General features: G+C 44.8%; 13 protein-coding genes. 4 read left to right on the forward strand and 9 right to left on the reverse strand.

Annotated features, from left to right (window positions below):
* Positions 1-110: 110 nt before the first annotated feature.
* The 4 genes from AC1DLI_RS00110 to sleB all read right to left on the reverse strand — a co-directional run bounded on the left by AC1DLI_RS00110 (position 111) and on the right by sleB (position 2,317).
* On the reverse strand, positions 111-524 hold the full coding sequence (locus AC1DLI_RS00110) for a VOC family protein (RefSeq protein ID WP_477598764.1): 414 nt from the start codon (positions 522-524) through the stop codon (positions 111-113).
* A gap of 29 nt (positions 525-553) precedes the next feature.
* Positions 554-757 carry a hypothetical protein gene (locus AC1DLI_RS00115; RefSeq protein ID WP_477598765.1) on the reverse strand — a complete coding sequence of 68 codons (204 nt, stop codon included), beginning with the start codon at positions 755-757 and terminating at the stop codon, positions 554-556.
* A 23-nt stretch (positions 758-780) separates the two neighbouring features.
* On the reverse strand, positions 781-1,500 hold the full coding sequence (locus AC1DLI_RS00120) for a DsbA family oxidoreductase (RefSeq protein WP_477598766.1): 720 nt from the start codon (positions 1,498-1,500) through the stop codon (positions 781-783).
* A gap of 160 nt (positions 1,501-1,660) precedes the next feature.
* Positions 1,661-2,317, reverse strand: a complete 657-nt coding sequence (gene sleB / locus AC1DLI_RS00125; protein ID WP_477598767.1) for a spore cortex-lytic enzyme — start codon at positions 2,315-2,317, stop codon at positions 1,661-1,663.
* Positions 2,318-2,648: 331 nt separating this feature from the next.
* Between sleB and AC1DLI_RS00130 the strand changes: the two genes are divergently transcribed.
* The 3 genes from AC1DLI_RS00130 to xerS all read left to right on the forward strand — a co-directional run bounded on the left by AC1DLI_RS00130 (position 2,649) and on the right by xerS (position 5,608).
* Entirely contained in the window at positions 2,649-3,281 is a 633-nt protein-coding gene (locus tag AC1DLI_RS00130) for an NAD(P)-dependent oxidoreductase (RefSeq protein ID WP_477598768.1), read from the forward strand.
* Between the two features lie 157 nt (positions 3,282-3,438).
* Positions 3,439-4,257, forward strand: a complete 819-nt coding sequence (locus AC1DLI_RS00135; RefSeq protein ID WP_477598769.1) for an SDR family oxidoreductase — start codon at positions 3,439-3,441, stop codon at positions 4,255-4,257.
* A 256-nt stretch (positions 4,258-4,513) separates the two neighbouring features.
* Positions 4,514-5,608: a tyrosine recombinase XerS gene (gene xerS / locus AC1DLI_RS00140; RefSeq protein ID WP_477599331.1), complete on the forward strand. Its 1,095-nt coding sequence runs from the start codon at positions 4,514-4,516 to the stop codon at positions 5,606-5,608.
* Between the two features lie 47 nt (positions 5,609-5,655).
* On the opposite strand, the gene AC1DLI_RS00145 is transcribed toward xerS, so the two are convergent.
* The 3 genes from AC1DLI_RS00145 to AC1DLI_RS00155 form a co-directional block, all read right to left on the reverse strand.
* Complete coding sequence (locus AC1DLI_RS00145) at positions 5,656-7,464, reverse strand: ABC transporter ATP-binding protein (RefSeq protein WP_477598770.1); 1,809 nt, start codon at positions 7,462-7,464, stop codon at positions 5,656-5,658.
* 20 nt (positions 7,465-7,484) lie between these two features.
* Positions 7,485-9,230, reverse strand: coding sequence for an ABC transporter ATP-binding protein (locus AC1DLI_RS00150; RefSeq protein WP_477598771.1), 1,746 nt, complete (start codon positions 9,228-9,230; stop codon positions 7,485-7,487).
* Positions 9,231-9,545: 315 nt separating this feature from the next.
* Positions 9,546-10,088: an ADP-heptose synthase gene (locus AC1DLI_RS00155; protein ID WP_477598772.1), complete on the reverse strand. Its 543-nt coding sequence runs from the start codon at positions 10,086-10,088 to the stop codon at positions 9,546-9,548.
* A 218-nt stretch (positions 10,089-10,306) separates the two neighbouring features.
* Between AC1DLI_RS00155 and AC1DLI_RS00160 the strand changes: the two genes are divergently transcribed.
* Entirely contained in the window at positions 10,307-11,281 is a 975-nt protein-coding gene (locus AC1DLI_RS00160; RefSeq protein ID WP_477598773.1) for a YpdA family putative bacillithiol disulfide reductase, read from the forward strand.
* A 45-nt stretch (positions 11,282-11,326) separates the two neighbouring features.
* Here the strand turns inward: AC1DLI_RS00160 and AC1DLI_RS00165 are convergent, their stop codons facing one another.
* On the reverse strand, positions 11,327-12,679 hold the full coding sequence (locus AC1DLI_RS00165; protein WP_477598774.1) for a DUF4129 domain-containing protein: 1,353 nt from the start codon (positions 12,677-12,679) through the stop codon (positions 11,327-11,329).
* Positions 12,676-13,818: a DUF58 domain-containing protein gene (locus AC1DLI_RS00170; protein ID WP_477598775.1), complete on the reverse strand. Its 1,143-nt coding sequence runs from the start codon at positions 13,816-13,818 to the stop codon at positions 12,676-12,678. The genes AC1DLI_RS00165 and AC1DLI_RS00170 overlap by 4 nt, the downstream gene beginning before the upstream one ends.
* Positions 13,819-13,821: the final 3 nt, after the last annotated feature.

The following is a 13,821-nucleotide window of genomic DNA, read 5'->3' on the forward strand; positions in this document are numbered from 1 at the left end:
AAATGAATTCCCCCTAAACTTTTGCATGTCATCGCCTAAGATTCAGCGACTGACACTTTACCGTTATCTATTATAAGACTTGAACGCGTTCCAGACAAACGTAATATTTATTATAGCTGATCTTCGCTTGTGCTCTCGAACAGTTCGATAATCTCGCCCTCAGGACCCTTGAAGAAGGCAATGCGGACAGGAATACCTCCAAGCACGACTTCCTTGGGCTCTACAGTAACTTCCATTCCGGCTTCTCTTGCAAGCTCAACCGTTTCCGTTACTCGATTTGACCGTAATGCCAAATGCAAAAATGCACCTTCATCCTTTTGCCCTTCTTTTCCGCCCGCGAATACCTCTAAATAATTCCCATCGCCTGTATCGAGCATTATTGCGCGTTTGTCCCCTTCTCCCCAACGAACCCGCTCAGTAAATCCTAGAATCTCCGTATAAAAGGCAACCGTTTTGTCAAAATCAAATACGCGAATCGCTATATGATGAAACCCGCCGCCGCCTATTTTGGCATTCGTTCCCATAATAATCCACATCCCTATAGTTTATTATTTCAACCTTTAGTATCTGTTCTCTTACTCCAGCATTTTCCTGTCCAGACGACTAGGTMGCCGAGAGCTATTCCTTCGGCGACCTTGTTTTTTGGTACTTCAATAGACTTTCCATTTATCGAAATTAAAGAAAAACTCGCTTGAATTTCAAGAACTTCACCAATTCGTTCAATCTGACAGCTTGTTTTGCTCTCTGCGTTATCCATTTAGCATTCGCCTATCCCTTTGATTAGGATTTTGGAGAATCAGTGGCACAATAACCATCCGTGCAGAGTGCATCCGGGTCATCTTCATTCACTTGGATAAAAGCAGGATGTTTTGCTTCCCATGCTTTATTTAGCGTATCCAGGAATACTTCAGGTGATTGAGCGCCGGATACTGCATACTTACGGTCAATCACATAAAAAGGGACGCCGCGAATGCCTAGCTGGCTGCCTTCTGCTTCTTCTTCGCGAACAATATCCGCGAATTCGCTGGTCTGAAGCATCTCCGCCACCGCTTTTTCATCTAATCCTACTTGCGAAGCCAAAACAACTAACCTCTCGCGGCTGCCGACATTTTCACCTTCTGTGAAATAGGCTTTGAACAATCTCTCCGACATCTCTTTCTGCTTGCCAAACTGCGCTGCATATTGAACTAGGCGATGCGCGTCAAATGTATTTGTTGAAACCGTGAGATCGAAATGGAAGTTAAGTCCGACAGCTGCTGCTTGTTCCGAAACATTAACGGTCGTTTCCTTCGCTTTCTCGATGCTCATGCCATATTTGGCCGCCAACATGCTGTACGTGCTAATATTTGAGTTTGGATCGGCGCCAGAATCAAGCTCGAAGCTTTTGAACACTACCTCGATCTTATCCTTGTGCGCGAATTTATCCAGTGCGAGCTCGAACTTTCTTTTACCTATATAACAAAACGGACATACATAATCCGACCAAATTTCTACTTTCAACACAGACACCTCCGATATTTTCGAAAAAAAGTTTGATGCTATCTTAATTATTGTAACATGAATAGTTACGACTTTGAAAACAGGTATTTGTCGATTATTTATAAATACAAAAAAAAGATCCTTACCGCAAGCGATAAGCTTGCCGATAAGAATCATATGACTAAACTGCAAAGATATGACGTCCGATTTTCACCGTTTGCTTCCGTGTCCAAATCCAATCCGAGGTTGCCGTATCCGGATTAAAATAATAAAGCGCTCCGTTTGTCGGATCATATCCTCTCACAGCATCTTGAGCCGCCTGATATGCTGTTTGATCCGGAGTTAGCTGATATTGTCCGTCATCGACTGCCGTAAACGCTCGTGGCTGCTCAATGACACCTCTGATCGAATCAGGAAATCCTGAAGCAGACATACGATTCATAACTACGGCTCCGACCGCAACCTGCCCTTTGTAAGATTCCCCGCGTGCTTCCGCATAAATAATTCTTGCAAGCAGATCAAGCTCTTTTTGGTTTGCGGATACTTTCTTTAACGTTTCCCACGTACGTTCACCTGCAACACCATCTTCAACTAATCCGTAGTCCTTCTGGAATCGTTTAAGCGACTCCAGCGTTGTCGTACCAAAATAACTGGTTACATCCGTATTAAAATAACCCATTGTCTTTAACCGGTATTGCAAATCCGGAACGTCAGAATTGGAGCTTCCAACTTTTAATGTTGCTGGCGATGCAGCATTTGCTGCTTCTAACGGAATGCTCAACACCATCATAAAAGTGATAATAAGAGCCATGCTATAGGTTATGAATTTCTTGTTCATTATCGGAAATGAACCTCCCTTTTCATTTGCGCGTGCACGATACCTTCGCAAATTGGAATAAGTTTGGCAACCTGTCGACTGGTTCGTTCGAGTTTAGCACAGTTACTATTGAAATGTAACCGAGATCGTGGAATTACATACATTTACTAATTTACAACAATGAAAAAATCTGAAACATAAAGTTGACAAAAACATCTACCTGTAACTATAATAGTTACATCAAACAAACGTTGTTGTTTCTCTTTTTTTGAAGTTATTGTAACTATAAGAGTTACATGCTAAGACGTTTGTATTTGATACAAAAAATGGAACTAAAAAGGAGTTTTTTTCAATGAAAATAGCTATAATCGGTGCTGCTGGGCGTGCTGGAAGCCGTATTGCTCAAGAAGCGAAAAGCCGCGGTCATCAAGTAACTGCAATTGTTCGAGATGCCTCTAGGCTTGCTGGTACGGAGGGCATTGAAGTGCGAGAATCGGATGTTTTTCAAACGGGTGCTGAACTTGGACAATTCGATGTTATCGTTAACTCCTTCTCTGCTAAGCCAGACGCTGAGCATCAGCATGTTGAAGTGATTAAACATCTGATTGCTGTTCTTAAACCATTCCCTGACACAATTCTTTACAACGTTGGCGGCGCGGGCAGCTTGCTTGTAGATGACAAAGGCACTCGCCTGTTAGAAACGCCAGAGTTCCCAGCCATGTACTATGCAACGGCGAAAGCACAAAGCGATCAGCTTGACGTGCTTCGCGGAGAATCTGATTTGAAATGGACCTTCTTCAGYCCGGCAGCGTTATTTGAACCGGGAGAAAAAACCRGAAACATACTGCTAGGCAATGATCATTTCCTTCTTAACGAAAAGCATGAAAGTAAAATCAGCATGGAAGATTATGCTTCAGTTTTGCTTGATGAAATCGAAAATCCGCAATTTACGAATCAACGTTTCACAGCCATCCAATCTAAATAACGTGTGTAATTGAATAATTAAACTTAATTTGTCGATTAAGCAAAGCAGCTCGGTCCTAATCTAAGGATGGCTGCTTTTGCTATTTATACGAAGAATAAACAAACATCCCCGTGGCACACTAATCCGGATAATTTGCGTACTACAGGAGGGATTCATCATGACCATTACCGCAGACAAGAAACAAGAGCAAGGCAGCAAGCTTCGAGTAAAAGATAAAGTAGCCGTTATCACAGGTGCCGGCTCCGGGATTGGGCGCGCAGCCGCATTGCTATTAGCTCAAAATGGAGCAAAAGTATGCCTTATTGATTTAAATAACAATCGCAGTGAATCAGTAGAAGAACAAATTAATCAAATGGGCGGACAATCATTATTTATCGATACTGACGTATCCGACCCCAAACGGGTACAGGAAGCAATAAAGTCTGCCGTTGATCAATGGGGGCGAGTCGACATCGTGTTTGCAAATGCCGGAATCAACGGCATCGTCTCGCCTATCGAAGATTTAACGCCGGAAGCATGGGATCACACGCTGACGACAAATTTGAAGGGTACGTTTCTGACCGTAAAATATGCGATTCCGCATATGAAAGAAAACGGCGGAAGCATCATTATTACGAGCTCGATTAATGGCAGCCGATCATTCTCGGGTTTCGGCATGTCTGCTTACAGTACTTCCAAAGCAGGGCAGATCGCTTTTGCTAAAATGGCGGCGCTTGAGCTCGCACGATATAAAATTCGAGTTAATGTGATCTGTCCAGGATCCATTCAAACCAATATCGGAGAAAGTACGAAAGAAACTCCTCAGCTGGACAAAATCAAAATTCCGGTTAAATATCCTGAAGGCAGTCAGCCGTTAGAGCATGGCCCCGGTTCGTCTGAGCAGGTTGCTGATTTGGTTTTATTTCTTGCTTCGCAAGAATCAAGCCATATCTCAGGTACAGAAATCTTTATTGACGGTGTGGAATCGCTATTATAAATCACGCTTGAAAAGCTGCATCAGTTGAATAAAAAACATATTGGCCCAGAAAACTAATAAKAGCAGCTCATTCCTCATCAGAGGGTGAGCTGCTTTTTTTAAATTACATGACTTATAACATTGTAGACTTCCTGTATGAATTGTTACAATATAATGGAATCTATTATTATTCACGGTAATTTGTTTACATAATATTATTTATGTTCATTTAATACCATTAATGATTAATCGTATAAAATAAAGGGGCTGAGCTGACATCAATATTTTAAAACAAAAGGATCGCGAAGAATTGGATAAGAAATTACCCGCCATGCCCTGGTACATCGAAAAATTTATCAACTATAAGCTTCCGGATTTATCCCCCTCTTCTTTAGTGGAATATATGAGAGATTACGAAACGTTTCTGAACTGGCTCATGGCGGAGGGGCTATCTGAGGCCACGAACCTAAGAGATGTGTCACTGCTAGAGCTGGAGAAGCTGCATATGGACAGCATCGATGGATTCCGGATGTATTTATCCACTTATAAAGTGGAACGCAACAGCAAGACCACCATCTCCCGCAAACTTTCCTCCCTTCGCTCTTTGTTTCACTACCTCAGCCAAATCGCCGAGGATGAGGAGTTTTATCCGCTGCTGAAGCGCAATGTGATGGCCAAGGTGACCATCAAGCGCACCCATAAACCAAAGGATACGGCGGCTAAGCTGGAAGGCAAGCTGCTGCAGGAGGAAGAAATAACGGAGTTTATGTCTTATATCAAGCAGCATTATGGAACCGATGTAGCCTCGAACAAGCAAGCCCTCTACGCTTATGAATTGAACATGATACGCGACGCTTGCATCATAAGCTTTATTTTGCATTCGGGTTTGCGCGTATCGGAGCTCGTGAATTTGAATGTCGACGATATCGAATTAAAGAAAAAGCTATGCTACGTTTATCGCAAAGGTAAAAACGATGATACCTTTAAAACGCCTGTATACTTCCGCCAAGAGGCCGTTGAGGATTTGCAAGCCTATCTGACTTTGCGGGATGTGCGGTACAAAGCTCCAAAACGCGAGAAAGCCTTGTTTCTTGCTATTGCCAATGGAAAAAACGAAGGCTCCCGCATGACTAAACGTGCGATCCAAGAGATGGTCATCAAATACGCAAAACGGTTCGGCAAGCCTTATTTATCCGTTCACAAACTTAGGCATAGCTTCGCGACTGATTACTATTTACGAAATGATATTTATAAAACGCAAGAGCAGCTTGGGCATGCTTCACCGGAAACAACGCAAATCTACGCTCATTTGACGGACAAAACGATGGCACAAGCGATTGATCGCACCAAAAAAGAGGAGGAGCAAAGCTAGCGCTTCATCAGCGCTTGCTTGACTCCTCCTCTTTTTCTAAAAGACATTTATGAGTTGGTTTGCAAAATAACCGACTCCTGCATAGAGAGCTGCGTTAGTACGAGATTCGCATAAATACCTCCTTTTTTCATTAACTCGGTATGCGATCCCTGCTCAGCAATGGTTCCATTTTCGATGACTAGAATGAGGTCTGCGTCTTTGATGGTTGATAAACGATGAGCGATTATAAAGGCAGTTCTGCCAGCGAGCAGCGTCTGCAAGGCCTCTTGGATATGCTGCTCTGTTTCCGTATCAACGCTTGATGTAGCCTCGTCTAAGATAAGTATTCTTGGGTCGGAAAGCAGCACGCGCCCGAATGCGAGCAGCTGCCGCTGTCCTACGGATAGCTTTGACCCGCGCTCTTCCAGCTCCGTTTGATAGCCATCAGCCAGCTTAGAGACGACACGGTCCAGCCTGACGCTCTCCCCTGCTTTGCGCAGCTCCTCATCACTCGCAGTCTCGTTACCGTAACGCATGTTCTCTTCCACCGTGCCCGCAAAAATAAATGAATCCTGCAGCACGATTCCCATTTGCTTTCGCAGCGATTCTAGCGTTGCTTGCTTTACGTCCATGCCGTCAATGCACACAGTGCCCTCGCTTGCATCATAAAATCGCATCAATAAATTGACGATTGTGCTTTTTCCGGCTCCCGTTGGACCAACAAGCGCTACGCGCTGGCCCGGCATGACATGGAAAGAAACCTTTTTTAACACCTCAGGTTTATTCTCCTCATAGCGGAACGATACGTTTTCGAAGGATACTTCGCCACGAACCTGTGGCAGCTCGCGCGCATGGCTGCTGTTCTTTACTTCCGGATCTGTATCCAGCACTTCAAAAATGCGTTCGGCAGATGCCATTGCTGAAAGCAGCTGGCTGTACACCTTAGAGAGCGCGCTGAGCGGACCCCAGAAACGCCAAAGATAATTAATAAACGCCATGATAAACCCAAGTGTGATCGCACCATCCATGACCCGTGCTGCCCCATACCAAACGACAATACACGTACCCAGCATGCCGATCATTTCAACCAACGGGTAAACCGTCGATTCTAACGTAATTGCTCGCATGAACGCCTGTTTATTCCGAAAGTTAATGCCATTAAATCTTTCGTTATTCGTCCTTTGCCGCGAGAAAGCTTGAATCACGCGAATACCCTGAATCGTTTCGTTCAAATTGCCGTTAATTGCCGACATGGTTGAGCGCGAACGCGACCACGATCCTTCAATTTTCGGACGCAGCTTCGAAACAATGAGATAAAGCAGCGGCATCATAACAAACGATAAAAGGGCAAGCTGCCAATCCATCCAAACCAAGATAATAACGATGCCCAGTAAATGCGTTACTTCCATGACCATCGTAATCAAACCGCCGTTGATCAGCTCGCCAATCGCATTCGTATCGTTTGTAATTCTGGACATGATTTTACCTGCCGGACGTCCATCAAAAAAACGAAAGGATAAGGTTTGCAAATGATTAAATAATTGCTGCCGCAGATCAAACAATATACGCTGGCCCGTAAAATTGATCCACCTCGTATGCATCCAGCTGAACAGCCAGCTGAGGAGCTTAATGCCCAGAAGTACCGCGCCCAGCACATGTATAACGGTAAAATCCTTCTGTACGATCCCTTTGTCGATGATATAGGCCAGAATGATGGGCTCAGATAAGCTCAACAACATATTGAGGAGGACGACTATGACGACCCATGTCATCAATTTTCGATACGGAATAAGATATTGCATCATCCTCCGCATATATTTCCCGTTAAACGGCTTCTCCTCCAGATCCTCGTCCAGATCCCACTCCACTTGACTCATGCTATTCTCTCACCTCTTCTCTATTGATGAGCGATTTGCTTCTGTCTATCGAACAATTGACGGAAGAATCCGCTGCCTTCATTTAATTCCTTATGGGTGCCCTCTTCAGTCAAGCGGCCATTCTCAAGCACGATAATTCGGTCGGCATGCTGTATGGACGAAAGCCTCTGTGCAATAATGAACGTTGTCCGCCCTTTCATGACTTCAAGCAAGGCCTCGTGAATTGCCGATTCTGTCGCCGTATCCACGCTTGCGGTTGCTTCATCAAGAACGAGGATCGGAGGATCCATTAAGATCGCCCGTGCCAAAGCAACGCGCTGCCTTTGTCCGCCAGATAAGCCTACGCCGCGCTCGCCGATTCGCGTATCGTATCCGTCAGGCATCGTTTCAATAAAGGAATGGATTTGTGATTTTCGGGCTGCATCTTCGACCTGCTCTTGTGTTGCTTCCGGAAAACCGTATGCGATATTGTCGCGTATGGATGCCGAGAAAAGGAAGGTCTCTTGAGGAACAATACCGATGCTTCTGCGCAAACCGCCCAGTTCATACTCCCTCACATCAATCCCGTCGATTTGAACACTTCCATCCGTTACATCATAGAACCGTGAAAGCAACCCGATCAGACTGCTTTTACCCGAGCCTGTAGCGCCGAGCACACCGATTACCTCACCTTGTTTTACCCGGAAAGAAACCTGGTCCAATATCGGTTTTTCCTTTGAAACATCCTGATCGGCAAAATGGAATGTAACACGGTCAAACACAACGTTTCCGCTCATATTTGCGGTATCGACTCCGTCTGTGGGATTGTCAATATCAATCGGCGTATCAAGAACTTCAAATACACGGGGAGCTGCTTTAATTGCCTGTTGAAAAATATTAATTTGCCAGCCGAGCATGTTTAGCGGCCATATAATTCCCCATGTATACCATTGAAAAGCCATAAACGTACCGAGCGACATTTCACCGCGCACGACAAAGATCGCGCCGATCCATATCATCATGACAAAAGTAAGACCCCCGTATAAGCCCATTAGAGGGAATGCTTTGGCCTCCAGCTTTGCGCGATCCATATTCGTATCAAAGTTTTGTTCGTTGCGCTGTGCAAATTTTCTTTGTTCGACCGACTCGGTCGCAAATGATTTAACGACGCGAATGCCGGAAATGTTTTCTTGCAGCGTTGTGGTTAATCGTCCCATTTGCTCGCGAATATTGGACCATGCCGGTCCAACCCGATGATTAAAGCGAAATAACACAAACAAGATAAAAGGAATGGTAATCAAACTGATAACCGTAACTTTCCACTGCATCGTCATCATAAAAATGGTCGTTCCAAGAAACGTGAGCATGCCGGTAAACAAATTCATGGCTCCGAACCCCACGAAGTTTTTTACCGCTTCAATGTCTCCGGTCATTCTTGACATTAATTGACCTGTCTGCGCCCGATCGAAATAGGAGAACGACAAACGCTGTAAATGCTCGTATAGCTCCTTACGAAGCTTAAACACCACATTCTGGCCGACAAGCTCTTGCGAATAGCCTTGCACGAACATCCCAATGCTTTTCAGCGCCTGTATGCCTGCTAACGCAAGAGTTAACCCAATGACCACAGACATATTCCGTTTGCTAATTCCTTCATCAAATATTTGGCCTAAAATCCATGGTGCTACCAGATCAAATATCGTTGCCATAATCATGATCGTAATTGCAAGAATGACCCATTTTGCATTTGGCCTTACATAAATCATAATTCGTAAGAGCGTTTTCATCGGACAACCCCTTTCCATTTTGGAAACAAAAAAAAGATCTCAAGCCAAATTTGGCTTGAGATCTCCGTATGACAGCTAGCAACGTAGGCTACAAGAGCTGCGTTGACACCACTGGACGAAGGCAGGCCGGTCGGCATGTTAGATTGGAAATATGGAATAATAAGCTAGTCTGCGCGTTAGCAACCTTCATTCCAAACCAATTGTTAAACATCCTAGAGCCCCCCTTTTCATTTCCATTTGATAATATCTTCCTAACCCATCCAAATCTTAACATCCTCTTTCGGCTTTGCGCAAGAGGTCTTTGAAAAAAAATTTTTAAAATCTATCCGACTCATGGGGCTGCTCAAAATCACTTGAGGAAATGCCTTCCTCCACGGCAAATTCAAAGTCTTCGATGTCATAGATTTGTACCGGAACCTCTGCTTCGATTAGTTTATCCTGAAACTCAAACTGGTCAGAGAGTAAAGGTACACTCAGCTTCAAGCTCGTAAGCAGCAGCTCGGTTTCAATAGGATCAAACAATTCGCCGTAATGCGCGTTATCGACAGCGTGCACCACCGTAAATTGTATCGTTTCGTTTAGCAGCAATGGCGAGCTTTCTCTCCAAGGCACCTGCATGGCCTTTTCAATTTTCTTGCGATTGAGCGAGTCCTCGAAAAAAGTTATCAGCTCATTTATTTTGTTTTTTACATGCCCATCATCGTCAGGATCATCCATAACGGGTTCGACACCGTCTCTCATATCATACAGCTCTGCTATGGAAGAATAAGGAACGACATAATCAATCGGACGACTTGGTACAAGAAGATGTCCATACGTTGCCACCAAAACTGCCTCTATTACAAAACGCCGCCGCATGTGATCTCCTCCAATTCATTTATGAAATAAAGCTAGCTTCCTATCTATTAGCTTTCTTATTATGAACGTTTCTACATTATTATACAATATTCCAAGGCCTATACACGAGAGTCAATCATCCAAATTTGCGCAATATGTGCGCCTCGAAGTAAAATGTACGTTAAGCGATCTAATAGAAACCATGATAGCTTCGCTATCTTTTTAGGAGGGTACTACCCATGCAAAATGAAGAAGCCATTATTATTGGAGCAGGTCCTTGCGGCTTGGCGGCAGCCATCGAGCTCGAACGTATTGGACTTCGGCCCCTTGTTATAGAAAAACGAAATATTGTTCATTCCATCTCCCAATATCCAACTTATATGCATTTTTTCAGCTCCCCGGAGCTGTTAGAGATTGGCGAAATTCCTTTTACAACCGCCAATGAAAAGCCTTCCCGGCTAGAGGCTTTGAATTATTACCGGACAGCAGCACAGCGTCATCAAATTCGCGTAAAAGCCTATGAGTCGATAACTAGCATTATAGCTGACGGGGATTCTTTTATTTTGCAAGGAGAGAACCGCTTCGGTGAGAAAAGCAGCTATAGGAGCCGATATGTCATCATAGCAACCGGATATTTTGACCATCCAAACGAGCTTGGCATTCCAGGTGAGCAGTTGGATAAGGTCAGCCATTTTTTTCGCGAATCCCATCCCTATGTTGGCATGAAAGTCGCAATTATTGGCGGCAGCAATTCGGCAATTGATGCCGCACTCGAGCTTGAGCGGGTTGGTGCTGATGTTACGGTTGTTTACCGAGGCGATGATTATTCCAAGAGCATCAAGCCTTGGGTCAAACCCGGGTTCCAAAGCAAAGTGTCCAAAGGATCGATTCGGATGCTTTTCCAATCCAAGGTTATCGGAATAGAAAACCATGCGATTACTGTCCAAGGGCCTGAAGGTCCTCTTCAAATTGAAAATGATTTTGTACTGGCATTGACCGGCTTCCACCCCGATCGCCACTTCCTTAATGCAAGCGGGGTTACGATTGAGGTAGAAGGCTTTCCAACCTTCAACGAGGCTACGATGGAGACCAATGTCCCAGGCATTTATCTAGCGGGAGTTGTAGCATCCAGGCATGAAGCAAATGAAATTTTCATTGAATCCGGCCGCTACCACGGGTGTAAAATAGCTGAACATATTCAAAGTCTAAAATAAGCGTATTTCATAGATTGGTCATCAAAAAAGAAAGGGAATCAGCCTTTACCGGGCTTGATTCCCTTTCTTATCGAATTGCTGCTTAAAGGTATCCACCTGTTGCTCATCGGGCAGCTTGTCGCCGTAACGAACCTTCTCGTATTCGTCAATAAAGCTTTGCAAACTGCCTTGCTTTAGCGACCCGTCTTTCCACTTCGCCATATCATCCACCGTTTCACGCGGTGTCAAATAATCTTTAATAACATATCCCTGCTCGGAGCCGTTCCGCAGTAAACGAGTGTACAAATATCTTATTTTTTCAGCGCTCGTCCGCAAGTCGCTCCATTCTTGCGCTGACGAGCGCTTCTTAGGAAACAGCTTCTTAAGCTGATTTCCCATCTGTTCACGCCAACTAGTTAATGACATTAAGCTTTCGACTTCATCCGTAAATCCTGCTCCGTCGTTTCGATGATCTGCTCCTCGCTCCTGAAGCTTTGCTGCGATCAGCTTCCCCCATTGAAGCAGCTTTTTAGCAAGAAAATAAAGAAGAACGCATACGATAACGATCAAAAGCACGATACCTATGATTTTTAGAATCTGCTCCAACAGCAGCATCCACTCCGAAGGAGCTTTCGCTTCTCCGGCAGGCAGCTGGGGTTCAGCCGCATCTGGCAGCTCCTCTGCAGGTGGTTGTACTTCTTCTGGTCGGCTGAGCCAGCTCATCAATCGTTCCACGATAGAATGAAAAAATCGCTCGATCATTTGCTGAATTTGACGAAACAATGCGATCACGCTGATGACAATAACAATGACAGCCATCATTATGCGATTTTGACGTTTAAAAGTATGCGTAGCGGATGTTTTCCCCGTGTCAACGGTCTCGCTGTTCAAATGCCGTTCATTGGCAAAGAAGAAAAATAAAATAACCGCAATAATGCCGCAAACGATTAAGACTCCGTTATAATCAATTAACTTTTTAAACACCATCAGCTTTAAAGGCTGCATCGCTACATAAAGCATAACTCCGATTAGCATTTGGGTATTAGGAAAAGTAACAGACCATCCCCGCGACTTTGCGGACATGCCTCTTGCAGCTGAAAGTGCAGCAATAAATGCACAAATTGCAATAATCCATATTGCCTCTATGCCAACCCCGGCACCAATCAATAGCACACTGTGTAATATTCCAAGCGCGGCGGCCAGAAGCAGTTTTACGCCTAATCGCATGCTCGTCCATTTCGCAATGACGAATGAGCCTCCCCAGTAACAGAAAGGCAAGGTGGCAATCCATAACCAAATGGCTGACGAGGGCAGCAGATAAACTGCAGCAATCAATAAGATTGGCAAATAAAAAAACAATTCAATGATCGCTTGTCCAAAATCTTTTAACGAAACGGATGGCTTCGTCGGATTATTCACGCAATCACCTCTTCCCTGCTTGCGTTTGTCGAAGCTTGTCCATCCTTGCCATGATTAGCTAAAGCTTTATCGGTCAGTGTCCATACCGCTACGGCATTGCCGTTATATCGAAGCTGATTAGCCTGCTGCTCTAACTCATCGTTCCAATAGGATGTAATCATGAGAATATCTCTTTCGCTGTACCCGCTTTGCGCTTCTCGTTCCAGCAAATGATGGAAAAGCTCCGTTCTTTCGATTTCGAGCTTTGCCATCTCTTCGAATAAGCCGATCAAATGTTCATGACCCCCGCGCGGCTCAATATGAACGCTTTCTTTCATGCCGGCTGTGGGCATATTCGCAGCAAAACCAACCTCCATGCCCTGCTGGATTACAGCCTCTGCTGCTCCTGCCGCCCACTCGATCCCCCGTTCAATCAGCGCGAGATCCGTTACGCTTCGCCACATGCCTTCCGCATCATCCACATTTAAATAAATCATCAGCCTGCGGTCTGCCGTAAAATCAAATTGATGGACTTGAAGATTTCCCGTCTTCGCTGTTGCCTTCCAATTGATTTGCTTAAAGGTGTCACCTGCTTGATAATCACGAACGCCTGCAATGACAAAGGGATCGTTGATAATCCAGCGTTTTACCGACTGATCTCCTTGCCAGCTATGGTAAGGCAGCTCATGGATAGGCACCTCTGCAGGCTTAGGATAAACGAGAAGCTCGCCATGCAGAGCAATTTGCTCAGAGGCTTTGGATAAACCTAGCAAATCACCGCCTGTCAGAGTTACCGTTTGAAGCTTATACCAACCGCGCTTTGCACATGTGATGCGATGAGTTCGCGTAATTTTCGTATAAGGTGCAAGGCTGAAGAAACTTTTGTGATTCTGATAAAGCTGCCCGCTGCTCACTGAAAAATTGTCCAGCTGCTGGAAGTGCAAATGCGTGGACAGCTGGGACTCTACTCTTAGCCATGGGACAGGCAGCCACTTTGCATTGGCCATTTCCTCCAATAACTCAACTTGATCGCCGCTGTAGCATGTCTTAGAAGTGAAGCGGCGTTCATATTTGATGCGCCGCAGCACGAACCGCTGAAACACTCGGCTCTGCACGGACAAGATGGCAACAGCGGCAACGATAAACCAGAATAAAATCATCGC

It is taken from the genome of Paenibacillus sp. 01T443, assembly GCF_056398325.1.

What these genes read in the sequence shown, in the direction of transcription:
- AC1DLI_RS00110 (WP_477598764.1), bottom strand. Translation starts at nt 524, where the DNA reads ATGGGAACGAATGCCAAAATAGGCGGCGGCGGGTTTCATCATATAGCG.
- sleB (WP_477598767.1), bottom strand. Translation starts at nt 2,317, where the DNA reads ATGAACAAGAAATTCATAACCTATAGCATGGCTCTTATTATCACTTTT.
- AC1DLI_RS00135 (WP_477598769.1), top strand. Translation starts at nt 3,439, where the DNA reads ATGACCATTACCGCAGACAAGAAACAAGAGCAAGGCAGCAAGCTTCGA.
- AC1DLI_RS00145 (WP_477598770.1), bottom strand. Translation starts at nt 7,464, where the DNA reads ATGAGTCAAGTGGAGTGGGATCTGGACGAGGATCTGGAGGAGAAGCCG.
- AC1DLI_RS00150 (WP_477598771.1), bottom strand. Translation starts at nt 9,230, where the DNA reads ATGAAAACGCTCTTACGAATTATGATTTATGTAAGGCCAAATGCAAAA.
- AC1DLI_RS00155 (WP_477598772.1), bottom strand. Translation starts at nt 10,088, where the DNA reads ATGCGGCGGCGTTTTGTAATAGAGGCAGTTTTGGTGGCAACGTATGGA.
- AC1DLI_RS00160 (WP_477598773.1), top strand. Translation starts at nt 10,307, where the DNA reads ATGCAAAATGAAGAAGCCATTATTATTGGAGCAGGTCCTTGCGGCTTG.
- AC1DLI_RS00170 (WP_477598775.1), bottom strand. Translation starts at nt 13,818, where the DNA reads ATGATTTTATTCTGGTTTATCGTTGCCGCTGTTGCCATCTTGTCCGTG.